Below are 22,377 nucleotides of genomic sequence, written 5' to 3'. Positions count from 1 at the left end.
TGGTATGCTTGATCGCTGCGATCCGATCAACGCCTCGCATTCTCAATACTCATCATGAACCTGACACTCGTCGTCCTCGTCCCCTTTCTGGGGGCCGCTCTGACCGGGTGGGTCTCTCGTTACGGACGTTTGCGCTCGGCCTGGATGGCCGGGGCGGTAACCGCCCTGGCGCTGGCCTGCCTGCTGCCGAGCCTGCCGGTGCCCTTTGCCGGCGAGATCCTGATTCAACGCCTGCCCTGGATGCCGGGGCTGGGGCTCGACCTGGTATTCCGTCTCGACGGTCTCGGGCTGCTGTTCGCCCTGATGATCCTCGGCATGGGCCTGCTGGTCATCCTCTATGCCCGCTACTATCTCGACGCGGACGACTGCATGGGGCGCTTCTACGCCTATCTGCTGCTGTTCATGGGCTCGATGCTCGGCATCGTGCTGGCCGAGAACCTGATCCTGCTGCTGATGTTCTGGGAGCTGACCAGCCTCTCCTCGTTCCTGCTGATCAGCTATTGGCGCCATCGCCAGGACGCCCGCCAGGGCGCGCGCATGGCGCTCACCGTCACCGGTCTCGGCGGTCTGGCACTGCTCGGTGGCTTCCTGCTGCTCGGCGAGATCGCCGGCAGCTACGAGCTCTCGGTGATCCTCGCCTCGGGTGAAGCGATCCGCGCCCACCCGCTCTACACCCCGATGCTGGTGCTGGTGCTGCTCGGCGCCTTCACCAAGTCGGCGCAGTTCCCCTTCCATTTCTGGCTGCCGCGGGCAATGGCCGCGCCGACCCCGGTGTCGGCCTATCTGCACTCGGCGACCATGGTCAAGGCGGGCATCTTCCTGCTCGCGCGGTTGTTCCCGGCGCTCTCGGGCACGCCGCTGTGGAGCGCGCTGGTGATCGGCGCCGGGCTCACCACCCTGCTGATCGGCGCCGGGATCGCGCTGTTCAAGCACGATCTCAAGGGGCTGCTGGCCTACTCGACGGTCAGCCACCTCGGTCTGATCACCCTGCTGTTCGGCATCGGCACCCCGCTGGCGGCGGTCGCCGGTGTCTTCCACATCATCAACCACGCCACCTTCAAGGCCTCGCTGTTCATGGCCGCCGGCATCATCGATCACGAGTGCGGCACCCGTGACATGCGCCGGATCAACGGGCTGTGGCGCTTCATGCCCTATACCGCCACCCTGGCGATGGTGGCCTCGGCATCGATGGCCGGGGTGCCGCTGTTCAACGGCTTCCTCTCCAAGGAGATGTTCTTCGCCGAGGCGGCCAACTTCTTCGACCAGAGCGCCTGGAGCTGGGTGCTGCCGGTGACCGTGGTGCTCGCCAGCGCGCTGGCGGTGGCCTATTCGCTGCGCTTCATCCACGACGTCTTCTTCAACGGCGAGCCGCACGACCTGCCGCGCACCCCGCACGAGCCACCGCACTGGATGAAGGTGCCGGTGGAGATCCTGGTGGCGATCTGTCTGCTGGTCGGCATCCTCCCGACACTCACCGTCGAACCCTTGCTCGCAATCGCCGCCGACAGCGTGCTGCAGTCCAACTCACCGGCCCATGACCTGGCGATCTGGCACGGCTTCAACTCGGCCTTTGCGATGAGTGTGATCGCGCTGCTCGGTGGCCTGCTGATCTATGCCGCGCGCCGGCCGTTGTTCATGGTCGCCGCTCGTCACGAGGGCCTGATCGATGCCGGGGTGCTGTTCGGATGGACCCAGCGCACGGTGATCGCCGCGGCGCGCGCCGTCACCGCCGCGCTCGACACCGGCTCGCTGCAACGCATGGTGGCGCTGCTGCTGATCAGCGCGCTCAGCCTCGGCGCCGTCGGCATGCTCGGCGTCACCGCCCCGCTCACCGGACCGGCGACCCTGGTCCCGGCCGACGGCATCAGCCTGATCGTCGCCCTCGGACTCGGCGCCGGGGCGATCGCCACCACCGCGCTGCACCGGCAGCGTTTCACCGCGCTGATCGTGATCGGGGTGCTGGGGCTGCTGGTTGCGCTGATCTTCGCCAAGTTCTCGGCCCCGGACCTCGCCCTCACCCAGCTCTCGGTCGAGGTGGTGACCATCGTGCTGCTGTTGCTGGCGCTCTACTTCCTGCCCCAGCACACCCCGGCCGAGTCCTCGCGGGTGCGTCGGGTTCGCGATCTCGCGCTCGCCGCGATCGCCGGTCTCGGCACCGCGGCGCTCGCCTGGGGCATCCTCACCCGTCCCGGCGAGACCATCTCCGGATACTTCCTGGAGCACAGCGTGCCAGGCGGTGGCGGCAGCAACGTGGTCAACGTCATCCTGGTCGACTTCCGCGGCTTCGACACCCTCGGCGAGATCACCGTGCTGGCGCTCGCCGGGCTCGGCATCTACGCCATGCTCAAGGGGCTGCGCCTGCCCGGAATGACGCTCGATCCCCATGGCCGCCCCTGGAACTGGGACCTGCACCCGAGCATCATGGCCGCGCTCACCCGGCTGCTGCTGCCGCTGGCGCTGCTGGTCTCGGCGTTCATCTTCCTGCGCGGTCACAACCAGCCCGGCGGCGGCTTCATCGCCGGACTGATCACCGCCGTGGCGCTGATCATGCAGTACCTGACCAATGGCGTGGAGTGGACCCACCGCCGGCTCAACGGCAACATGCATCCGCTGATCGCCGCCGGCCTGCTGGTGGGCACCCTCACCGGCATGGCGAGCTTCGTCTTCGGCTATCCCTTCCTCACCTCGACCTTCAGCCATGTGCACTGGCCGCTGGTCGGCGACTTCGAGCTGGCCTCGGCGATGGCCTTCGACCTCGGCGTCTATCTGGTGGTGGTCGGCTCGACCCTGCTGATCCTGATCCATCTCGGGCTGATGCGCAGCGCCGCCGCCCAGGAGCGAGACTGACTGATATGGAAGCCCTGATCTCCATCCTCATCGGCCTGCTCACCGCCTGCGGGGTCTATCTGGTGCTGCGCGCCCGGACCTTCCCGGTGGTGATGGGCCTGACCCTGCTCTCCTACGGGGTCAATCTGTTCCTCTTCGCCACCGGCCGACTGACCATCGGTCAGCCGGCGGTGATCGACGCCCAGGCGCCCGGCTATGCCGACCCGCTGCCCCAGGCGCTGGTGCTCACCGCCATCGTCATCAGCTTCGCGATGACCGCCTTCGTGATCATGCTCTCGCTCAAGGCCCGCGCCGAGCTCGGCAACGACCATGTCGACGGTCACGCCGACGAGGAGGGACGCGCGTGAGTCATCTGGTGATCCTCCCGCTGCTGCTGCCGCTGCTCGCCGGTGCCCTGTTGCTGCTGGTGCGCCGCGCCCTGCCGCTGACGGTGCGTCGGCGACTTAACCTGGTGGCGGTACTCGCCCAGGTCGGGGTGGCGCTGGCGCTGCTGCTCGCCGTCGCCGACGGCAGCGTGCTGACCTACCAGCTCGGTGACTGGCCGGCGCCCTATGGCATCGTCCTGGTGGCCGACCGGCTCAGCGCCTGGATGGTGTTGCTGACCGCCTTGCTCGCGCTGTTCGCGCTGCTCTACGCGATCCGCGGCACCGATGCCGGCAGCCGTCACTTCCAGCCGCTGTTCCAGCTGCAGCTGTTCGGACTCTGCGGCGCCTTTCTCACCGGCGACCTGTTCAACCTGTTCGTCTTCTTCGAGGTGCTGCTGCTGGCCTCCTACGGCCTGCTGCTGCACGGCGGCGGTGCCGAGCGGACCCGCGCCGGACTGCACTTCGTGGTGGTCAACCTGGTCGGCTCGACGCTGTTCCTGTTCGCCGCCGGGACCCTCTACGGCGTCACCGGGACGCTCAACATGGCCGATCTGGCCGGCAAGCTCGCCGCCCTCGGCCCCGACGAACTCGGACTGGCTCGGGCCGGCGCGCTGCTGCTGTTCGCGGTGTTCGCGCTCAAGGCCGCACTCTTCCCGCTCTATCTGTGGCTGCCCACGGCCTATGCCGCGACCTCGGCGCCGGTGGCGGCGCTGTTCGCGGTGATGACCAAGGTCGGGATCTACGCCATCCTGCGCATCCAGACGCTGTGGTTCGGTGATGGCGCCGGGGAGTTGGCCGGGCTGCTCGATCCCTGGCTGTTGCCGCTGGCGCTGGTGACCATGGCGCTCGGCAGCCTCGGTGCCCTGGCGAGCACCACGCTGCGGATCCAGATCGGCTATCTGGTGTTGGTCTCGATCGGGGTGCTGCTGACCGCCATCGCACTCGGCGATCGCGACAGCATCGCCGCCGCACTCTACTATCTGGTCCACACCACGCTCGCCACCGGCGCCTTCTATCTGCTCGCCGAGGGCATCGCCCGACGCCGCGGCGCAGCCGGCGACCGCCTGATCGACGCCCCGACGATGCCCCATGCCGGACAGGTCGGCACGCTCTTCTTCATCGCCGCGATCCTGGTGGCGGGGCTACCGCCCTTCTCCGGCTTCCTCGGCAAGCTGATGGTGCTGCGCGCCGCGCTCGACGACCCGGCGATGGCCTGGATCCTCACCGTGGTGCTGACCTCGGGGCTGCTCGGCATCGTCGCCCTGGCGCGCAGCGGCAGCCTGCTGCTGCTGCGCGCCGGTCCCGGCGAGCCGCCAGCAGCCACGCCCGGTCGCGCCGAGCTGCTGCCCGCCACCGCGCTGCTCGCGCTGTGCATCGGGCTGACGCTGGGGGCCGGTCCGCTCAGCGCCTTCACCCAGGCCACCGCCGAGCAGCTGCTCGTGCCCGAACACTATGTCGAGACGGTGCTCGGCGGCGACATGGAGGCCCATGCACGATGAAGCTGCGACTGCTGCCCCATCCATTGCTCACCCCGGCGCTGACGGTGATCTGGCTGCTGCTGGTCAACAGCCTGTCGTTCGGCCACGTGCTGCTCGGCCTGCTGCTCGGCTGGCTGATCCCGATCTTCACCCTGCGCTTCTGGCCCGATCGGGTACGGGTGCACAAGCCGCTGACCCTGCTGCGCTTCGTGCTGGTGCTGCTCTATGACATCCTCGTCGCCAACCTGGGGGTGGCCTGGCTGATCGTGCGCGGCCCGCGCCGGGTGAAACCAGGCTTCGTCGAGGTGCCCTTGGCGCTGCGCTCGGAACTCGGTATCAGCCTGCTGGCCAACACCATCTCGCTGACCCCGGGGACGGTCTCGGCCTGGCTGAGTCCGGATCGCGCCACGCTGGTGGTGCACGCGCTCGACGTCGACGATCCCGAGGCGCTGGTCGCGACCATCAAGCACCGCTATGAAACCCCCTTGCAGGAGGTCTTCGAACCATGCTGAGCACCGCTGTGAGTATCGCCTTCCTGCTGGTGGCCGCGGCCTTCGTGATGGCCCTGCTGCGCCTGCTCTACGGCCCTGACCAGCCGGACCGCATCCTCGCCCTCGACACCCTGTACGTGAACACCGTGGCGTTGCTGGTGCTGCTCGGCATCCATCTCGGCAGCGCGCTCTATTTCGAGGCCGCGCTGCTGATCGCGATGATGGGGTTCGTCGGCACCGTGGCGCTGTGCAAGTATCTGTTGCGCGGCGATATCATCGAGTGAGGCCAAGATGCTCGAAATCATCCTCTCGGCGCTGATCCTGATCGGCGCGCTCTTCACCTTCATCGGCTCGCTCGGACTGGCGCGGCTCGAGGACTTCTACACCCGGCTGCACGGCCCGACCAAGGCCACCACGCTCGGTGTCGGCAGCCTGCTGATCGCCTCGATGGTCTATTTCAGCACCCGCGGCGAGGGGCTGAGCCTGCACGAGCTGCTGGTGACGCTGTTTCTCTTCATCACCGCGCCGGTGAGCGCCCATCTGCTGGCCAAGGCCGCGCTGCACCTGCGGCTGCGCTCGATCGCGCCGGTACCGCAGCGCACCGAGGCCAGCGATCCGCGCCAGGCCAATGCCGCCGAGGACTCAGCCACCCCGCCTCAGGGCTAGCAGGAAGCGCTCGATCGCCGCCCTCTCGAGCGGGCGCGAGAACAGATAGCCCTGCCCGGTATGACAGCCCTCGCGGGTGAGGAAATCCTGCTGTTCGCGCGTCTCCACGCCCTCGGCCAGCACCTCCAGCGAGAGGCTGCTGGCGAGCGCGATGATCGCCTTGGCGATGGCCACGTCGTTGGCGTCGTCGGGGATGTCGGAGACGAAGGACTTGTCGATCTTGAGCTTGGTGAGCGGCAGTCGCTTGAGCTGGATCAGCGAGGAGTAGCCGGTCCCGAAGTCGTCGATGGCGATCTTCACGCCGAGCGCGCGCAGTGCACCGAGCACGTGTCGGGTGCGCTCGATCGAGCGCATCATCGTCGACTCGGTGATCTCCAGCTCGAGTCCCGCCGGGGACAGACCGGTGCGGGTGAGGATACCGCCGACCATCTCGCTGAGCGCGTGCTGATCGAACTGCTTGGGCGAGAGGTTGACGCTGATCAGCACCCCCTCGTCGAGCAGCCCGCCCTGCTGCCAGGCACGCATCTGGGTGCAGGCATGCTCGAGGATCCACTCACCCATGACGATGATGATCCCCGACTCCTCGGCCAGGGGGATGAACTTGCCGGGCGAGACCAGCCCCATCTCGGGATGACGCCAACGCACCAACGCCTCGAGCCCGCGTAGCTCGCCGCTCACCAGGTCGAGCTGCGGCTGGTAGAAGAGTTCGAGCTCATTCCGCTCCAGGGCACGGTGCAGGCTCGATTCGAGCAGCACGCGTTCGAAGGCGCGCGCGGTGAGCTCCTCGGAGTAGTAGCGGAAGCCGTTGCGGCCCTCGTCCTTGGCGCGATACATGGCCGCGTCGGCATTGCGCACCAGGTCCTCGGCGCGCGCGCCGTGCTCGGGATAGAGGCTGATGCCGATGCTCGCGCCGAGAAACACCGAGTGCTCACCGACCTCGAAGGGATCCTTGAACAGTTGCAGGATGGCGCGTGCCACCCGTGCCGCGTCGTCCTGATGGGCGATGCCGTTGAGGATCAGGGTGAACTCGTCGCCGCCCATCCGCGCCAGGGTATCGCCCTCGCGAAACTGCGCCCGCAGCCGCCCCGCCACCACCTTGAGCACCTGATCGCCATAGCTGTGATCAAAGCTGTCGTTGACATGCTTGAAGCCGTCGAGATCGATGAACAGCACCGCCAGCCGGGTGTGCTCGCGGTGCGCCAGTCGGATCGACTGCTCGAGCCGGTCGGCGAACAGCAGCCGGTTGGGCAGCCCGGTGAGCGGGTCGTGATGGGCGAGGTGGGCATAGCTGTTCTCGCGCTCGCGCAATCGATCGAGCAGTTCGAGATGGTCGCTGATGTCGCGCGACACCTCGATGATGCCGATCACCTCGCCGGCGTCGTCGAGCAGCGGACTGGCAGCGACCTCGAACTGACGCACGCCGCCGTCGGGCAACCGATGGTGGCGCAGCATCTTGCACGGCTCACCGCTCTCGAGGATGGCGTGCAATGGGCACAGCGGATCCTCGGGCAGGCAGGGATGGGGGGCGAGCTGGTAGCAGCCGCACTCGTGCAGTTCGGCATCATCGACCGCGGCGAGACGCTGGGCGACGCGATTCATCCGCAGCACGCGGTGATCGGCCCCGATCACCATGATCGGATCGTCGATACCGTCGATCACGTGCTGCAGGAATGCACGCTCCTCGTGCAACGCGCGCTCGGCGAGCCGGCGTTCGGTGACGTCCTCGCCGGATGACAGGGTACCGATCACCGCGCCCTCGGCATCGCGCACCAGGTTGTGGTGCCAGGCGACCAGCCGCTCCTCGCCACGCGTGGTCAGGATCGGACCATCGCTCATGGCGGTCTCCGGGTGGGCGCCGGAGAGCATCTTGCGAAACAGCCCGTGGCGCCGCTCGCGCTCGCCCGGCGGCAGGAAGCGGGCGAACCAGTCGAGTCCGATCAGCTCCGACTCGGGACAACCGAGCAGGGTACAGCCGCGCGGATTGACCGACAGGATGTGGCCGTCGAGATCGAGCGCGAGGAACATCACCCCGGCGATGTCGAGATACTGCTTGGCACGGTTGCGCTCGGTCTCGGCCTGACGCTGTGCCTGCTTGAGCGCGGAGATATCGAGATGGGTGCCGACCATGCGCAGCGCGCGACCGCGCTGGTCGCGTACCAGATAGGCGCGGGACAGGACATCGACCCAATGGCCCTCCTTGTGACGCATCCGCGTCTCGAGGTTGAAGTCGTCGCAGCGTCCATTCATGTAGTCGCGCAGCAGTCGCCAGCAGCGCTCGCGATCCCTGGGATCGACCAGTTGCTCCCAGGTCTCGAGCCGGTCGGGCAGTTCGCGCTCGGCGTAGCCGAGCATCGATTTCCAGCGCGCCGACAGATAGATCTGCCGGGTGCGCAGGTCCCAGTCGAACAGCCCGGCATCGCTGCCGCGCATCGCCAGTGCAAAACGCTCCTCACTGTCGCGCAGCGCACGCTCGTAGCAGTCGCGTTCGGTAATGTCGCGCCCGAGCACGATCAACCCCTTGCGTCGGCCGTCGTCCTCGAACACCGGCACCTTGATCACGTCGTAGACCTTGGTCACCCCGTCCGGTCGGGTGATCCGCTCCTCGGCGCGCGACAGCCGGCCGGCGCACCAGGCGATCTCGTCGCTCGACTCACAGGCGAGGAAGGCGTCGCGGTAGCAGAGATCGGTGAACTCGGCCAGCTCGGCGTCGGTCTTGCCGCGATAGTCGACGGTGGTGAGCGAGAACAGCGCGAGATCGGCGTCGTTGGCCTCCAGCCAGCGTCCCTCGCCGTCCTTGAAGCAGATGATGTCGGGGGTGGCGTTGATCAGCGAGCGCAACCGCTGTTCGCTCTCACGCAGCGCCAGCTCGACCGCGCTGCGAGGAGCAACCTCAAGGGCGAAGGCGCACACCAGGGGCTGACCGTCGCACTCGACCAGAGACAGCGTCACCTCGACGGCACAGTCCTCGCCCTCGACGCGCCGGTGTACGCCCTCACGCCGCTCGTGACGCGCCTGATGCAGACGCGCGACGAGCACCGACCAGGCCGCGGCATCGAGACTCATGTCGATGCTGGCGACCGGCTGGCCGATCAGCCGCTCGCGCCCCACGCCGGTCAACCGCTCGACGGTGGTATTGACCTCGATCAGTCGACCGTCGAGACCGGCCCAGTAGATCTCCAGGGCCGTCTGGTCGATGGCGGCTTGCGCCATGTCTTGTCGCAGCATACCTCGGCTCCGGCGCGCGCGGATGCGCTCAGTGCGTCCCGGATCGACCGTACGCGCAGCGGCTTCGCCTCCAGCCCGTCTGTCTCGACAGCGGGATCGAGCCGGGCACGGCCACCATCCTTGTACGCCGAGGCGAAACGTGCGGAGTGGAGATCCAGACACGCGTGTCAGATAGTGGGCAGAGACGACGGCTGCGCCTCGCCCAAGGGCGCTCACTCCGGGTCGCGGGCCGTCGCCTCGGTCCAGCGCCGCGCCGCGACCTCATCGCTGTCACGGGCCTCGACCCAGCGTTCAGCCGTACCGCTCGTCTCCTTTTTCCACAGCGGGACACGGGTCTTGAGGGCGTCGATCAGGAACTCACAGGCGCGAAAGGCCGCCGCGCGATGCGCGCTGCTCACCCCGACGAAGACGATCGGATCACCCGGGGCGAGCCAACCGACCCGGTGCACCAAGACCAGAGCGGTCAATGGCCAATGCTGCTCGGCCTGCGCGGCGAGCGCATCGAGCGCCTGCTCGGTCATGCCCGGGTAGTGCTCGAGGAACATGCCGTCGACCGCACCCTCGGCGCCGAACTCGCGCATCAGCCCGGTGAAGCTCACCACCGCGCCGACCCGTCCGTCGGTGTCGTTGAACACGGCCTGCTCGGCCAGTGGGTCGAGCGGCTCGTGCTGTACCCTGACCTGTCGCATCGGCGCCTCCGCCTCAACCGATCGGGGCCACTCCCAGCAGCGCCCGATGCAGCCAGAACATGAACGCAAGATAGAGTACCAGACCGCCGACGATGGCGAGCGCATCGTTGACGGGCGAGGCTGGCAGGCCATAAACCTTGGGCGCCGCACGACGCTTGAGCGAGATGCGATCGGCCACCGCCCAGGCGAGAAAGCCGCCAAACAGCAGCACATCGGCCAGGGTACCGTTGGCCAGCAGGTGCGCCAGCGCCCACAGCTTCACCGCAACCAGCATCGGGTGCTTGAGGGTGTGCTGGATGCGACCCGGCAGATAGGCCGCGAGCAGCAGGGTGAACACCGGCAGCATCAGCAGCAGATTGATATGACGCAGCCAGACCGGCGGGTCATAGAGCGGGATCGGCGCCTGACGCGCCAACCCGTAGCCCCACACCAGCACCAGGAAGCCGAACAGCGCAAACAGCGCGTAGAGCGCCTTCCACGGCAACTCACCGATACGCGCCACCGCGCGCGCGCGCCACTCGGGGGCGAAGATGGACACCGAGTGCCCACCGAGAAAGAGGACCAGACCCAGGATCAGGATCGCCATGCGCAACATCTCCTTCGAGCATCAGAAGCGGATGCAGATCCTATGCGATTGTCGGGCGATCGAGAAACCCGTGTGTCGGGGGAGCAGGCGTCAGTCGTCAGCCACCAGCGGTCAGCTTCCAGCCGCCGGTGGGCGCGCATGCTCGACATTTGGTTGGCTAGCTCCCCGCTGGTGGCTAACAACTGACCGCTGGCGGCTGATCGCTGATCGCTGATCGCTGGCGGCTGACGACTGACGGCTGGCGGCTGGCGGCTGGCGACTGGAAGCTGACCGCTGGCGACTGGAAGCTGACCGCTGGCGACTGGAAACTGACCGCTGGCGACTGGAAACTGACCGCTGGCGGCTGGAAGCTGAAACTCAGCCCCGCACCGCGCTGGCGCAGAACATCGAGTAGCGGCGCTCGACCCCGGCGGCATCGGGCTTGACCAGGCGGTGCGCGGTCTCCACCCGGATCCGTTCCAGACCGGTGGCGGCGAGCGTCTCGGCGATCCACTCACGCTCGAAGCCGTGGTGACAGACGCCCTCGTGATCGGCGTGGAAGCTGCCGTCCTCGCAATCGAGGTCGACCAGGAAGAGCGTTCCGCCCGGGACCAGGAGGCCGGCAAGGCGCGCGATCATGGCACCGACGTCGGGCACGTGATGCAGCGCCATCGCCGAGTGGATCAGATCGAAGTCGCTGGCCGGGGCCGGCTCGTCGACCAGATCGACCTGGCGGATGCGGAGGTTGTCGACCCCGGCGGCGCGCCGCTTGGCCTCGAGTTCGGCGAGCATGCCGGGGCTGCTGTCCCAGCCCTCGACCTCGGCCACCTCGGCGGCGAGCGCGAGCGCCGCCAGACCGGTGCCGCAACCGTAGTCGAGCACCCGCATCCCCGGACGCGGCGCGCAATGACCGGCCAGGGCGAGACGGACCGCCCGGGCGAGCTCCCGGATCAACGGGTTGTCGTCCCAGGTCGCGGCGACCTGCTCGAAATCGGTCCGTGGATAGGGGTTGGACATGATGATGATCTCCGGTGGATGAGGACGATCTCCAGACTAGCCGACGACCGTCTCGCCACACCTTCATCACCGACGCAACATCCGTCACCCGTGCCGCAATCGCGCCCGATAGCGACGCGGCGAACAGCCCTCGGCGACACGGAAGCGCGAGGCCAGGTGCGACGGCGAGGCGAAGCCGCACTCGGCGGCGACCTCGGTGATCGAGCGCTCGGTGTGCGCCAGCAGGGCGCGGGCCCGGGCCAGACGCGAACGATAGATCAGCTCGCGCGGACTGCAGCCGAGCCGGGCCCGCAGCAGCCGGTCGAGGGTGGCGCACGAGACCCCGAGATGGGCGGCGATCCGCGCGCGCGAGAGCGGCTCGGCGAGATGGGTCTCGACATAGACCACCGCCTGCTCGACCAGTCGCGCGGTCCGTGCGCTGGCCGGGCGCTCGGCCAGCGCGCGCAGACAGAGACGCGTCAGCTGCTCGGCGAGCAGGCGCAGCATCGCCTCGCGCCCCGGCAACCGACCGAGATGCTCGCGGGCGAGCCGCTCGGCGACCGCGAGCACCTCGTGTCCCTCGATCGGCAGGAGCAGCGGCGCCCGCAGCGCCTCGGGGTCGAGCCCCTGGGTGTCGGCCAGCGCGGCGAGCCAGTCGTCCTCGACCAGCAGTACCAGCTGGGTCGGCACGCCGCACTGCGACAGTGGCCGATGCAACCGCGCCGGTGGCAGCATCAGCAGGCGACCGCGCTCGACGCGCACGCGCCGCCCCTCGACCTCCATCCACTGATCGCCGTCGAGCACCACCAGCAACAGCCATTGCGGATGACGATGCGGCGTCGCCACGGGCGCTCCGGGGTCGACGACGGGCGCGGCATCGGCGATCAGCAGCGACAGCTCGGGACAGTCGAAGGTGCGGCACGCACAGCGTGCCTGGAAGCGATTCGTCGCGCCCTCAGCCGTCGCGAGCGGCGCGGCTGAGCAGGGTGTCGAGGGCATTGGCGAAGGCCTGACGATCGCGCGCATCGAGCGCCGCCGGTCCCCCGGTCTGGACGCCACTGGAGCGCAGCGTCTCCATGAAGTCGCGCATGTTCAACCGCTCACCGATGTTGTGCGCGGTGTAGCGCTCACCACGCGGATCGAGCACCTCGGCGCCCTTGGCGATGGCCTCGGCGGCGAGCGGGATATCGGCGGTGATCACCAGGTCACCGGCGCTGACCCGGCGCACGATCTCGGCATCGGCCTGATCGAACCCGGCGCCGACCCGGATCGAGCGGATCCAGCGCGAGGGCGGCGTGTTCAGCGACTGGTTGGCGACCAGGGTGAGCGCCACCCCACAGCGCTCGGCGGCGCGGTAGAGGATGTCGCGGATCACCCGTGGACAGGCGTCGGCGTCGACCCAGATGTGCATCCCGTCTCCTGTACCAGTACCCAGGGCGCGATCACCAGCGCCCAGACCTCGGTATCGCGCGCGAACCAGTCGCGTGCCTCGGCGTCCGGGATCGGGCCGACCTCGCCGGCCTCGATCGCCGCGCCCAGCGCAGCGGTATCGTCGCGGGCGATACCCAGCGCGGTCTCGATCAGATCCAGCCCGACGGCGACGCGGATCACCTTGCCCTGGGCGAAGAAGCGTTGCAGCGACGACCAGGGCGCGCGGGCCGTTTCCTGGTTGAGCTTGGCGCGGAGCAGCGCATCGTCCTGCTCCAGCGGAGTGCCGTCGACGACGGCGGGGTCTTGCTGTGTCACGCGGGGTCGACCTCGTGGAATGACGTGGGGACGCCGCGCGAGGGGCGGCGTCGTTGCAATGGTTCGGCCCGACGTCGCAACGCCGGACCGAGATGGATCAGGCGGCGCTGACCTCACGGTCGGCGGTATCGCCGCGCGCGCCCGCCTCCGGGGCCTCGGCCCGTGACTCGCGCACCAGGATCAGGCCACCGAGCGGGGGCAAGGCGATCGGGATCGAGTAGGGACGCCCCATCCAGCTTACCGCCTCGGTCTCGACGCCACCCTGGTTGCCGACGTTGCTGCCGCCATAGAGCTCGGCGTCGGAGTTGATCAGCTCGCGATAGAAACCGGCCTCGGGGACGCCGATGCGATAACACTCGCGCGGCACCGGGGTGAAGTTGAACACCCCCACCGCCAGGGTCTCGCCGTTGCGGTCCTTGCGCAGATAGCTCAGCACCGACTGCGAGCTGTCGTGACAGTCGATCCACTCGAAGCCCTCGCTGGCGAAGTCCTGCTGATGGAGCGCCGGCAGCGTGCGATAACAGTGGTTGAGGTCGGTCACCAGACGCTTGATGCCCTGGTGCTGCGGCCGCTCGAGCAGCTCCCAGTCGAGCGCGTCGTCGAAGCGCCACTCGCGCCCCTGGGCGAACTCGCAGCCCTGGAACAACAGCTTCTTGCCCGGATAGCTGAACATCAGGGTATAGAGCAGGCGCAGACTGGCAAACTTCTGCCAGCCGTCGCCCGGCATCTTGTCGATCATCGAGCCCTTGCCGTGCACCACCTCGTCGTGTGAGAAGGGCAGCACGAAGTTCTCGGTGAAGGCATAGAGCAGCCCGAAGGTGAGCAGGTCGTGATGGAAGTGGCGATAGATCGGGTCCTTGGACATGTAGGACAGGGTGTCGTGCATCCACCCCATGTTCCACTTCATGCTGAAGCCGAGCCCGCCGAGATAGGTCGGGCGCGACACCGCCGGCCAGGAGGTCGACTCCTCGGCGATCATCAGGGTGCCGGGATGACGCTCGTGGGCCACCCGGTTGAGCTCGCGCAGGAACTCCACCGCCTCCAGATTCTCGTTGCCGCCGTACTTGTTGGGGATCCACTCGCCGGCGTCGCGCGAGTAGTCGAGATAGAGCATGGAGGCCACGGCATCGACCCGCAGCCCGTCGAGATGGAACTCCTCGAGCCAGTAGAGCGCGCTCGAGAGCAGGAAGTTCTTCACCTCGTTGCGACCGAAGTTGAAGATCAGCGTGCCCCAGTCCTTGTGCTCGCCGAGCCGTGGATCGGCATGCTCGTAGAGCGCGGTGCCGTCAAAGCGCGCCAGGGCGTAGGCGTCCTTGGGGAAGTGCGCCGGCACCCAATCGAGCAGCACGCCGATGCCGCGCTGATGCAGATGATCGACAAAGAAGCGGAAGTCGTCGGGCGAGCCGAAGCGCGAGGTCGGAGCGAAATAGCCGGTGCACTGATAGCCCCAGGAGGCATCGAGCGGGTGCTCGGTGATCGGCAGCAGCTCGACATGGGTGAAACCGAGCGCCTCGACATAGTCGCCGATCTGCTTGGCCAGCACGCGATAGTTGAGAAAACCGCCGTCGGCATCACGTTGCCAGGAACCGAGATGCACCTCGTAGACCGAAAACGGGCGCTGCTGCCAGTCGGCCTCGGCGCGGGCGCGCATCCAGCCGGCGTCACCCCAGCGATAGCGGGTCTCCGGGCAGAGATGGCCGGCGGTCTCGGGCCGCTCCTGGAAGGCCTGGGCATAGGGGTCGATCTTGACCTGGACGTTACCTTGGCGGTCGCGGATCTCGTACTTGTAGAGCCCGCCGGGACCGAGTTCGGGGATGAACAGCTCCCACACCCCGGAGCCACCGCGCACCCGCATCGGATGGGCGCGCCCGTCCCAGGCGTTGAAGTCGCCGACCACGCTCACCCGCGCGGCATTCGGCGCCCACACCGCGAAACGCACCCCGGCGATGCCGTCGACCTGGTGGAGATGCGCGCCGAGAAAACGATAGGCGTGCCAATGACGCCCCTCGCCGAACAGATGAAGGTCGAAGTCGCCGAGCTGCGGCGGGAGGCAGTAGGGGTCGTGGGTGCGATGCACCGCCCCGGAGGCGTCTTCCCACTCGAGCTGATAGCACTCTGGCAACGCCTCGGGCAGGCCACGCCAGATGAACAGGTCGGTACCCTCGATCCGGGTCATCGCGGCAGCGGCCTCGACCAGCCGCACCCGCTCGGCGCGCGGCAGGAAGACACGCACCACCAGATCGCCATCCTCGTCGAGATGGCGACCGAGCACGCTGAAGGGATCGTGATGACGCGCCTCGACGATGCGTTGCAGGGGATCGGGAAGGGCCCGCGCGGCCTGGGTTGCGGTTGCCATATCGCTGATCTTCCTCCGCTGTCTAGCTGTGGTCGGGGTCAGTGACGGGCCCGCCGCCGGGGCCGCTGACCAGTCGAGACTGGGAACGCACGTCACCGCGCGAGCCTCGCCCGATACTCAGCAAAGATCGGGGAAATGGCTCGACGAACACGGCTCGATCCGCTCTGAAGAACGCCCTCGATGGTATCATAAGGGCACTGCTTAACATGCGGTTGCCTCAAGATTTCAGGAGGATTTCATGCCCCACAGCAACCCCCGTTTCATCAGCCGTCTCACCCGCAATACCCTGGCGCTGATCTTGGCTGGCGGACGGGGATCCCGCCTCAAGCAGCTCACCACCTGGCGCTCCAAGCCTGCGGTGCCCTTCGGCGGCAAGTTCCGCATCATCGACTTCCCGCTGTCGAACTGCATCAACTCGGGGATCCGTCGCATCGGCGTGCTCACCCAGTACAAGGCGCATTCGCTGATCCTGCACATCCAGAAGGGCTGGGGCTTCCTGCGTGGCGAGTTCGGCGAGTTCGTCGAGCTGTGGCCGGCGCAGCAGCGCGTGACCGAGAACTCCTGGTACGCCGGCACCGCCGATGCGGTCTACCAGAACCTCGATATCATCCGCGACCACGACCCCGACTATGTGCTGATCCTCGCCGGCGACCACATCTACAAGATGGACTACGGGGCGATGATCGCCTTCCACGTCGAGTCCGGCGCCGACATGACCGTCGGGTGTCTCGAGGTCGACACCGAGCGCGCCCGCGAGTTCGGGGTGATGGAGGTCGACGCCGGCCATCGGGTGCGCGGCTTCGAGGAGAAACCCGCCGAACCCAAGCCGATCCCCGGCGCCCCCGGGCGCTGCTTCGCCTCGATGGGGATCTATGTCTTCAACCGCGACTTCCTCTTCGAGCAGCTGCAGAAGGACGCCGACACCCGCGACTCGAGCCGCGACTTCGGCAAGGACATCATCCCTTCGGTGATCAAGCAGTATCGGGTGATGGCCTACACCTTCCGCGACCCGGTCAGCGGCGAGCAGGCCTACTGGCGCGACGTCGGTACCCTCGATGCCTTCTGGGCCGCCAATCTCGAGCTGATCGGCGTCACCCCACCGCTCAATCTCTACGACAAGGGATGGCCGATCTGGACCTATCAGGAACAATTGCCCCCGGCCAAGTTCGTCTTCGACGACGAGGACCGACGCGGCATGGCGGTCGATTCCATGGTCTCGGGCGGCTGCATCATCTCCGGGGCCAAGGTGAGTCACTCGCTGCTGTTCTCCAACGTGCGAGTGAACTCTTTCGCCTATGTCGAGGACTCAGTGGTGCTGCCCGACGTCGACATCGGTCGCAACTGCACCATCCGCAACGCCATCATCGAACGCTACTGCCAGCTCGAGGAGGGTACCGTGATCGGACTCGACCCCGAGGCCGATCGCCGCGCCGGCTACCAGGTCACCGACAGTGGCATCACCCTGGTGACCCCGGAGATGCTCGGGCAGAACGCCAACCACGTGCGATGAGGAACACAGAGCACATGCAGATCGAGATCAACGGCGACCGCACCGAGGTCGCCGAGGCCATCACCATGGCCGAGCTGCTCGAGCAGCTCGAACTCACCGGCAAGCGTCTCGCCGTCGAGGTCAACGCCGAGCTGGTGCCGCGCAGCCGCTTCGCCGAGCACCGCCTCGCCGCCGACGACCGGGTGGAGATCATCCACGCCGTCGGCGGCGGCTGAACGGCCACGCCGAGCCTGCCCCGGCGCCATCCTTGACTCACAGCTGCGGCCCTTTTGAATTTGCCTGCCACCGGCCGCATGCTGGTTCGTTTTCCACTTCACGCTTCGACACGGACCCTCATGACCACAGCGACCCAGAACCCAGACCGACTCGTCATCGCCGGCAAGGAGTACGGCTCCCGCCTGCTCGTCGGCACCGGTAAATACAAGGACATGGACGAGACCGCGCGCGCCATCGAGGCCAGCGGCGCCGAGATCGTCACGGTCGCGGTGCGTCGCACCAACCTCGGCCAGAACGCCGATGAGCCCAACATCCTCGACGTGCTGCCCCCGGAGCGCTACACCTACCTGCCCAACACCGCCGGTTGCTTCGATGTCGACACCGCGGTGCGCACCTGCCGCCTGGCACGCGAGCTGCTCGACGGCCACAAGCTGGTCAAGCTCGAGGTGCTCGGCGACCAGCAGACCCTGTTCCCCGATGTCATCGCCACCCTCAAGGCCGCCGAGATCCTCGTCGCCGACGGCTTCGACGTGATGGTCTACACCAACGACGACCCGATCGTCGCCCGCGAGCTGGAGGCCATCGGCTGCTGCGCGGTGATGCCGCTGGCCGCGCCGATCGGCTCGGGCCTGGGCATCCGCAACCCGCTCAACATCCGCACCATCGTCGAGAACGCCAAGGTGCCGGTGCTGGTCGACGCCGGCGTGGGCACCGCCTCCGACGCCGCCGAGGCGATGGAACTCGGCTGCGACGGCGTGCTGATGAACACCGCCATCGCCGCGGCCAAGGATCCGGTGCTGATGGCCGGAGCCATGCGCAAGGGCATCGAGGCCGGTCGCGAGGCCTATCTCGCCGGGCGCATGCCGGCCAAGCGCTTCGCCTCGGCCTCCTCGCCGATCGAGGGGCTGTTCTTCTGATCCCCGCCGACGGGCCGAGGCCCGTCGCCAGCGCGCCCGACCGGGCGCGCTGCCCCACCGACCGCCCGGCTCTTGGTATCCTGCGCATCCCGATCGTGCAGCGGAGCTGCGGCGCCATCGCCTCGAACCGCCAGGACGCAACACCCGCCCAGGGATCGCCCCGCCACGATCCATCCGGTCATCAGTCATCAAGCGTCGAGAATCCATCCGTGCAACCAACAGATCCCCGTCATCGTCAGGTGCGCAGCTTCGTGCTGCGCGAGGGCCGACTCACCCCCGGTCAGGAGCGCGCCTTCGCCGAGCTCTGGCCCCGCTTCGGCGTCGACTGGCAGGCACCGGCGCCGCTCGACCTCGGTGCGCTGTTCGGCAACGACCAGCCGGTGACCCTCGAGATCGGCTTCGGCAACGGTGAGTCGCTGGCGCGGATGGCCGCCGACGACCCGGGGCGCAACTGGCTCGGGGTCGAGGTCCATCGCCCCGGGGTCGGGCACCTGCTGCTCGAGATCGAGCGGCTCGGTATCGACAACCTGCGGGTGATGCGTCAGGACGCCGTCGAACTGCTCACCCACGGCATCGCCCCCGGCGCGCTCGACCGGGTGCAGCTGTTCTTCCCCGACCCCTGGCCGAAGAAGCGCCATCACAAGCGCCGCATCCTCAACCCCGGGATGATCGCGCTGCTCGAGCGCGCCATCCGTCCCGGCGGTCACTTCCACGCCGCCACCGACTGGGAGCCCTATGCCGAGCAGATGCTCGAGACCCTGGAGGCGGCCACGGGCTTCGCCAACACCGCCGGCGCCGGTCACTACACCCCGCGCCCCGAGAGCCGTCCGCTGACCAAGTTCGAGCAGCGCGGCGAGCGCCTCGGTCACGTGGTCCACGATCTCGTCTTCCGCCGCTGCTGATGGACGGGCTCAGGGTCCAGGGGCTCGGCAACGCCCTGTTCGGGCCCATCGACCTGGCCGTCGGCGCCGGCGAGCGGGTGTTCCTGTCGGGCCCCTCGGGCTGCGGCAAGAGCCTGCTGCTGCGCGCCATCGCCGACCTCGACCCGCATCAGGGCGAGGTCTGGCTCGACGACACGCCGCGCTCGCGCCTGCCCGCCCCGCTGTGGCGTCGCCGCGTCGGGCTGCTGCCGGCCGAGTCGGCCTGGTGGGGCGAGTCGGTGGGTGAGCACCTGCCCGCCGCACACCCGCCGCTCGATGACTGGCTGAGCGCGCTCGGCTTCGGCCCCGAGGTACTCGACTGGTCGGTCGCCCGGCTCTCCACCGGCGAGCGTCAGCGCCTCGCGCTGCTGCGCCTGCTCGCCCAGTCGCCACGGGCGCTGCTGCTCGACGAGGCCACCGCCAACCTCGACCCGCAGAACTGCGCCCGGGTCGAGGGGCTGATCGAGGACTACCGCATCGCCCACCGCACACCGCTGCTCTGGGTCAGTCACGACCCGGCCCAGCGGCGCCGACTCGGCGATCGCCGGCTGCGCATCCGCGACGGCCGGCTCGAACCCGAGGACATCGACCCGTCATGACGCTGATCTCGCTCACGCCACTCGATCTCTCGCTCGCCGCGGTGCTGATCCTGCTGCTCGCCGGGGTCTCCTGGCGGCTGCGCCTGGGGGTGGAGCGGCGCGTACTCGTCGCCGCGCTGCGCAGCGCCATCCAGCTCAGCCTGATCGGGCTGGTGCTCAAGGTGCTGTTCGCCCAGTCGAGCCTGTCGCTGATCGCCCCGGTGGCGCTGGTGATGCTCGCGGTGGCCGGCTGGGAGGTGATGCAGCGTCAGCGACGCCGCTATCGCGGTCCCTGGGGCTACGGCATCGGCGCGGTGTCGATGTTCCTGTCCTCGTTCGGGGTGACCTTCCTCGCCCTCACCCTGGTGATCGGGGTCGATCCCTGGTACCAGCCGCAGTACCTGATCCCGCTGCTCGGCATGCTGCTCGGCAACACCATGAACGGCATCGCCATCGCCCTCGACAACCTCACCCGCCACGCCTGGGAGGCGCGCGCGCGCATCGAGGCGCGGCTGCTCGCCGGCGCCGACTGGGGCGAGGCGATCGGCGAGGTGCGACGCGAGGCGATCCGCTCCGGGCTGATCCCGATCATCAACTCCATGGCCAGCGCCGGGCTGGTCAGCCTGCCGGGGATGATGACCGGTCAGGTACTGGCCGGCAGCCCGCCGCTGGAGGCGGCCAGGTATCAGATCCTGATCATGTTCCTGATCGCCGGCGGCACCGGACTGGGGTCGATCTTCGCGGTCTGGGCGGGTTCGCGACGGCTGTTCGACGACCGCCAGCGACTGCGTCTGGATCGGCTGAAGGCACGACCGAGAGGGGGCTGAGGGAGGAACCGGCGCACAAATCGTGCTTTTACCCACCGCCGAACCCGCCTCGGCGATGGATTGATCCTCCCCCAATGATCCTGCACGGCGCTCAGCGAGCGCCCCTCCAGGTCGCGCAAGACACTGATCTGAAAGACTTTACATCGAAAGCGGGCAGTTATCCGAGCGACGCTATTGGTATTTACTTAAATCAATGCAAGCAATAAGTTGATTGTAAATATCAATACTATAAATCCGTCCCGCTGCGTTCTTTCCCGGCCCCGCATCCGCTAGTGTGAATCCATACCGCGTCGGGTCTGGCCTGACGCGCCTTCCCGACAGGGATCACAGACGGCAACCCGCGCAGGATCGCCATCGGCTCGGGGCCGAACCACCCTCGAGGCCCCGCTCCCGGACCCAGTGACCACCACCCGTGTCGTCACAGCGACCGGTGCATCCCTGCGCCACGCACAAGGCCGAACCCAGGGGCCTTGCGCCAAGAGCCGGCAACGCCGTTGCGGAGGAGCATGCGCATGAACCCATCAACCCACTACGACGTACTCATCGTCGGCGCCGGTGTCACCGGCACCGCCCTGCTCTACGAACTGGCCAGGTTCACCGATCTCGGCCGGCTGTGTCTGGTGGAGAAGTACGACGACGTCGCCACGGTCAACTCACACGCCCACAGCAACAGCCAGACCATCCACTGCGGCGACATCGAGACCAACTACACCCTGGAAAAGGCGCGTTCGGTCAAGCGTACCGCCTACATGGTGATCAACTACGCCACCAAGCTGCCGCCCGAGGAACGCGACCGCATCATCCAGCGCATGCCCAAGATGGTGCTCGGTGTCGGCGCCGAGGAGTGTCGCTACATCCGCGAGCGCCATACCCGGTTCAAGGACCTCTTCCCGCGCATGGAACTGCTCGAGCGCGAGGCGATCGCCGAGCTCGAACCCAATGTGGCACGAGTCGACGGGCGCTGGCGCGACGAGGAGATCGTCGCCACGGGGACCGCCGACGAGTACTGCGCGGTCGATTTCCAGGCGCTGGCCCAGTCCTTCTCGGACGCCTGCGCACACCTGGACCGCACCACGGGCAAGCAGATCACCCAGCTGTTCTCGACCAAGGTCGAGTCGATCCGCAAGGAGGGCGGGGACTACGTGCTGCGCACCAACCGCGGCCTGCTACAGGCGCGCGCGGTGGTGGTCTGCGCCGGGGGGCACTCGCTGCTGATGGCCCAGGAGATGGGGCTGGGGCTGGAGTATTCCTGTCTGCCGGTGGCCGGCTCCTTCTACTTCGCCCCCGAGGCGCTCAACGGCAAGGTCTACACCGTCCAGAACCCCAATCTGCCCTTCGCCGCGGTGCACGGCGACCACGACGTCAAGGAGCGCGGCAAGACCCGCTTCGGCCCCACCGCGCTGATGCTGCCGATGCTCGAGCGCTACAACCGCGCGAGCATCCGTGAGTTCTTCAAGGTGCAGCGCTTCGACCGCGACGTCGCAGCGGTGGTCTGGGACCTGATGCGGGTGCCCGACATCCGCAACTATGTGCTGCGCAACTTCCTCTACGAGGTGCCCTGGCTCAACCGCCAGCTGTTCGTGCGCGAGATCCGCAAGATCGTCCCCGCGCTCCAGGCCTCGGAGATCAGCTATGCCGAGGGCTTCGGCGGGATCCGCCCACAGCTCATCGACAAGCGCGCACGCAAGCTGCGCATGGGCGAGGCCAAGATCAGCGACGGCGGCGGCATCATCTTCAACATGACCCCCTCGCCCGGCGGCACCAGCTGTCTCGGCGCCGGCGAGGGCGACATGCGTGCCATCGCCGAGTATCTCGGCGCCCGTATCGACGAGCGCGCCTTCGAGCAGGAGCTGCTGATGGGGCACGAGGACACCCGCGACCACGAGGACCGGAACACCGAGGCGCTGGCCACGGCGGTCTGATCCCGCAACCGAGCGCGGAAAAACGGGCCCGACCACGCTGAGGCGCGGTCGGGCCCGTTCATG

At 67.9% G+C, this 22,377-nt stretch carries 21 protein-coding genes; 13 read left to right on the top strand and 8 right to left on the bottom strand.

All coding sequences use genetic code 11. The features are described 5' to 3' along the window. The first annotated feature begins 54 nt into the window (after positions 1-54). From EBL84_RS01105 to EBL84_RS01080, 6 genes are read left to right on the top strand one after another with little or no spacing between them, the layout of a single operon-like run. Positions 55-2,847, top strand: coding sequence for a monovalent cation/H+ antiporter subunit A (locus EBL84_RS01105; RefSeq protein ID WP_123139132.1), 2,793 nt, complete (start codon positions 55-57; stop codon positions 2,845-2,847). Positions 2,848-2,852: 5 nt separating this feature from the next. After that, positions 2,853-3,194: a Na+/H+ antiporter subunit C gene (locus EBL84_RS01100; protein WP_123139131.1), complete on the top strand. Its 342-nt coding sequence runs from the start codon at positions 2,853-2,855 to the stop codon at positions 3,192-3,194. Continuing rightward, positions 3,191-4,711 (top strand): monovalent cation/H+ antiporter subunit D, encoded by a 1,521-nt coding sequence (locus EBL84_RS01095; RefSeq protein ID WP_123139130.1) that lies wholly within the window; start codon positions 3,191-3,193, stop codon positions 4,709-4,711. Before EBL84_RS01100 ends, EBL84_RS01095 begins: the two co-directional genes overlap by 4 nt. After that, entirely contained in the window at positions 4,708-5,202 is a 495-nt protein-coding gene (locus tag EBL84_RS01090) for a Na+/H+ antiporter subunit E (protein ID WP_123139129.1), read from the top strand. Before EBL84_RS01095 ends, EBL84_RS01090 begins: the two co-directional genes overlap by 4 nt. Further along, entirely contained in the window at positions 5,196-5,465 is a 270-nt protein-coding gene (locus EBL84_RS01085; protein ID WP_005222186.1) for a K+/H+ antiporter subunit F, read from the top strand. The genes EBL84_RS01090 and EBL84_RS01085 overlap by 7 nt, the downstream gene beginning before the upstream one ends. Before the next feature lie 7 nt (positions 5,466-5,472). Then, positions 5,473-5,847, top strand: a complete 375-nt coding sequence (locus tag EBL84_RS01080; RefSeq protein ID WP_123139128.1) for a Na+/H+ antiporter subunit G — start codon at positions 5,473-5,475, stop codon at positions 5,845-5,847. Here the strand turns inward: EBL84_RS01080 and EBL84_RS01075 are convergent. The 8 genes from EBL84_RS01075 to glgB all read right to left on the bottom strand — a co-directional run bounded on the left by EBL84_RS01075 (position 5,824) and on the right by glgB (position 15,424). Then, complete coding sequence (locus EBL84_RS01075; RefSeq protein ID WP_123139127.1) at positions 5,824-9,072, bottom strand: EAL domain-containing protein; 3,249 nt, start codon at positions 9,070-9,072, stop codon at positions 5,824-5,826. The two genes, EBL84_RS01080 and EBL84_RS01075, sit on opposite strands and share 24 nt — an antisense overlap. 212 nt (positions 9,073-9,284) lie before the next feature. Next, a complete protein-coding gene (locus EBL84_RS01070) occupies positions 9,285-9,761 on the bottom strand; it encodes a molybdenum cofactor biosynthesis protein MoaE (RefSeq protein WP_123139126.1) in 477 nt (158 codons plus the stop codon). A gap of 13 nt (positions 9,762-9,774) precedes the next feature. Beyond that, entirely contained in the window at positions 9,775-10,347 is a 573-nt protein-coding gene (locus tag EBL84_RS01065; protein WP_123139125.1) for an NnrU family protein, read from the bottom strand. 357 nt (positions 10,348-10,704) lie between these two features. Continuing rightward, positions 10,705-11,343 carry a class I SAM-dependent methyltransferase gene (locus tag EBL84_RS01055; protein ID WP_123139124.1) on the bottom strand — a complete coding sequence of 213 codons (639 nt, stop codon included), beginning with the start codon at positions 11,341-11,343 and terminating at the stop codon, positions 10,705-10,707. 84 nt (positions 11,344-11,427) lie between these two features. Then, entirely contained in the window at positions 11,428-12,321 is an 894-nt protein-coding gene (locus EBL84_RS01050; RefSeq protein ID WP_190287855.1) for an AraC family transcriptional regulator, read from the bottom strand. Then, positions 12,278-12,733, bottom strand: a complete 456-nt coding sequence (locus EBL84_RS01045; protein ID WP_123139122.1) for a YaiI/YqxD family protein — start codon at positions 12,731-12,733, stop codon at positions 12,278-12,280. The genes EBL84_RS01050 and EBL84_RS01045 overlap by 44 nt, the downstream gene beginning before the upstream one ends. Next, positions 12,694-13,068, bottom strand: coding sequence for a DUF2288 domain-containing protein (locus tag EBL84_RS01040; protein WP_123139121.1), 375 nt, complete (start codon positions 13,066-13,068; stop codon positions 12,694-12,696). The genes EBL84_RS01045 and EBL84_RS01040 overlap by 40 nt, the downstream gene beginning before the upstream one ends. A gap of 97 nt (positions 13,069-13,165) precedes the next feature. After that, a complete protein-coding gene (gene glgB, locus EBL84_RS01035; protein WP_123139120.1) occupies positions 13,166-15,424 on the bottom strand; it encodes a 1,4-alpha-glucan branching protein GlgB in 2,259 nt (752 codons plus the stop codon). A 238-nt stretch (positions 15,425-15,662) separates the two neighbouring features. Between glgB and glgC the strand changes: the two genes are divergently transcribed. The 7 genes from glgC to EBL84_RS01000 all read left to right on the top strand — a co-directional run bounded on the left by glgC (position 15,663) and on the right by EBL84_RS01000 (position 22,314). Then, positions 15,663-16,934, top strand: a complete 1,272-nt coding sequence (gene glgC / locus EBL84_RS01030) for a glucose-1-phosphate adenylyltransferase (RefSeq protein ID WP_123139119.1) — start codon at positions 15,663-15,665, stop codon at positions 16,932-16,934. Positions 16,935-16,948: 14 nt separating this feature from the next. After that, positions 16,949-17,149, top strand: coding sequence for a sulfur carrier protein ThiS (thiS, locus tag EBL84_RS01025; protein ID WP_123139118.1), 201 nt, complete (start codon positions 16,949-16,951; stop codon positions 17,147-17,149). Positions 17,150-17,269: 120 nt separating this feature from the next. Continuing rightward, positions 17,270-18,067 (top strand): thiazole synthase, encoded by a 798-nt coding sequence (locus EBL84_RS01020; RefSeq protein WP_123139117.1) that lies wholly within the window; start codon positions 17,270-17,272, stop codon positions 18,065-18,067. Between the two features lie 209 nt (positions 18,068-18,276). Beyond that, positions 18,277-18,969, top strand: a complete 693-nt coding sequence (gene trmB / locus EBL84_RS01015; RefSeq protein ID WP_123139116.1) for a tRNA (guanosine(46)-N7)-methyltransferase TrmB — start codon at positions 18,277-18,279, stop codon at positions 18,967-18,969. Next, entirely contained in the window at positions 18,969-19,586 is a 618-nt protein-coding gene (locus EBL84_RS01010) for an ATP-binding cassette domain-containing protein (RefSeq protein ID WP_123139115.1), read from the top strand. The genes trmB and EBL84_RS01010 overlap by 1 nt, the downstream gene beginning before the upstream one ends. Then, the gene (fetB, locus tag EBL84_RS01005) at positions 19,583-20,392 is read left to right on the top strand and encodes an iron export ABC transporter permease subunit FetB (RefSeq protein WP_123139114.1); all 810 of its coding nucleotides are present in this window, start codon (positions 19,583-19,585) and stop codon (positions 20,390-20,392) included. The genes EBL84_RS01010 and fetB overlap by 4 nt, the downstream gene beginning before the upstream one ends. Before the next feature lie 512 nt (positions 20,393-20,904). After that, positions 20,905-22,314: an FAD-dependent oxidoreductase gene (locus EBL84_RS01000; protein ID WP_123139113.1), complete on the top strand. Its 1,410-nt coding sequence runs from the start codon at positions 20,905-20,907 to the stop codon at positions 22,312-22,314. Positions 22,315-22,377: the final 63 nt, after the last annotated feature.

The sequence above is a fragment of the Marichromatium sp. AB31 genome, from assembly GCF_003718685.1.
GTDB lineage: Bacteria > Pseudomonadota > Gammaproteobacteria > Chromatiales > Chromatiaceae > Marichromatium > Marichromatium gracile.
The sequence above is the reverse complement of the archived record's forward strand: the minus strand, read 5'-3'. Positions and strand labels throughout refer to the sequence as shown.

Bases quoted from the DNA above. Each gene is read 5' to 3' on its own strand.
- EBL84_RS01105 (WP_123139132.1), top strand. From the start codon at position 55: ATGAACCTGACACTCGTCGTCCTCGTCCCCTTTCTGGGGGCCGCTCTG.
- EBL84_RS01100 (WP_123139131.1), top strand. From the start codon at position 2,853: ATGGAAGCCCTGATCTCCATCCTCATCGGCCTGCTCACCGCCTGCGGG.
- EBL84_RS01090 (WP_123139129.1), top strand. From the start codon at position 4,708: ATGAAGCTGCGACTGCTGCCCCATCCATTGCTCACCCCGGCGCTGACG.
- EBL84_RS01085 (WP_005222186.1), top strand. From the start codon at position 5,196: ATGCTGAGCACCGCTGTGAGTATCGCCTTCCTGCTGGTGGCCGCGGCC.
- EBL84_RS01080 (WP_123139128.1), top strand. From the start codon at position 5,473: ATGCTCGAAATCATCCTCTCGGCGCTGATCCTGATCGGCGCGCTCTTC.
- EBL84_RS01075 (WP_123139127.1), bottom strand. From the start codon at position 9,072: ATGCTGCGACAAGACATGGCGCAAGCCGCCATCGACCAGACGGCCCTG.
- EBL84_RS01070 (WP_123139126.1), bottom strand. From the start codon at position 9,761: ATGCGACAGGTCAGGGTACAGCACGAGCCGCTCGACCCACTGGCCGAG.
- EBL84_RS01065 (WP_123139125.1), bottom strand. From the start codon at position 10,347: ATGGCGATCCTGATCCTGGGTCTGGTCCTCTTTCTCGGTGGGCACTCG.
- EBL84_RS01055 (WP_123139124.1), bottom strand. From the start codon at position 11,343: ATGTCCAACCCCTATCCACGGACCGATTTCGAGCAGGTCGCCGCGACC.
- EBL84_RS01050 (WP_190287855.1), bottom strand. From the start codon at position 12,321: ATGCCCTCGACACCCTGCTCAGCCGCGCCGCTCGCGACGGCTGAGGGC.
- EBL84_RS01045 (WP_123139122.1), bottom strand. From the start codon at position 12,733: ATGCACATCTGGGTCGACGCCGACGCCTGTCCACGGGTGATCCGCGAC.
- glgB (WP_123139120.1), bottom strand. From the start codon at position 15,424: ATGGCAACCGCAACCCAGGCCGCGCGGGCCCTTCCCGATCCCCTGCAA.
- glgC (WP_123139119.1), top strand. From the start codon at position 15,663: ATGCCCCACAGCAACCCCCGTTTCATCAGCCGTCTCACCCGCAATACC.
- thiS (WP_123139118.1), top strand. From the start codon at position 16,949: ATGCAGATCGAGATCAACGGCGACCGCACCGAGGTCGCCGAGGCCATC.
- EBL84_RS01020 (WP_123139117.1), top strand. From the start codon at position 17,270: ATGACCACAGCGACCCAGAACCCAGACCGACTCGTCATCGCCGGCAAG.
- EBL84_RS01010 (WP_123139115.1), top strand. From the start codon at position 18,969: ATGGACGGGCTCAGGGTCCAGGGGCTCGGCAACGCCCTGTTCGGGCCC.
- fetB (WP_123139114.1), top strand. From the start codon at position 19,583: ATGACGCTGATCTCGCTCACGCCACTCGATCTCTCGCTCGCCGCGGTG.
- EBL84_RS01000 (WP_123139113.1), top strand. From the start codon at position 20,905: ATGAACCCATCAACCCACTACGACGTACTCATCGTCGGCGCCGGTGTC.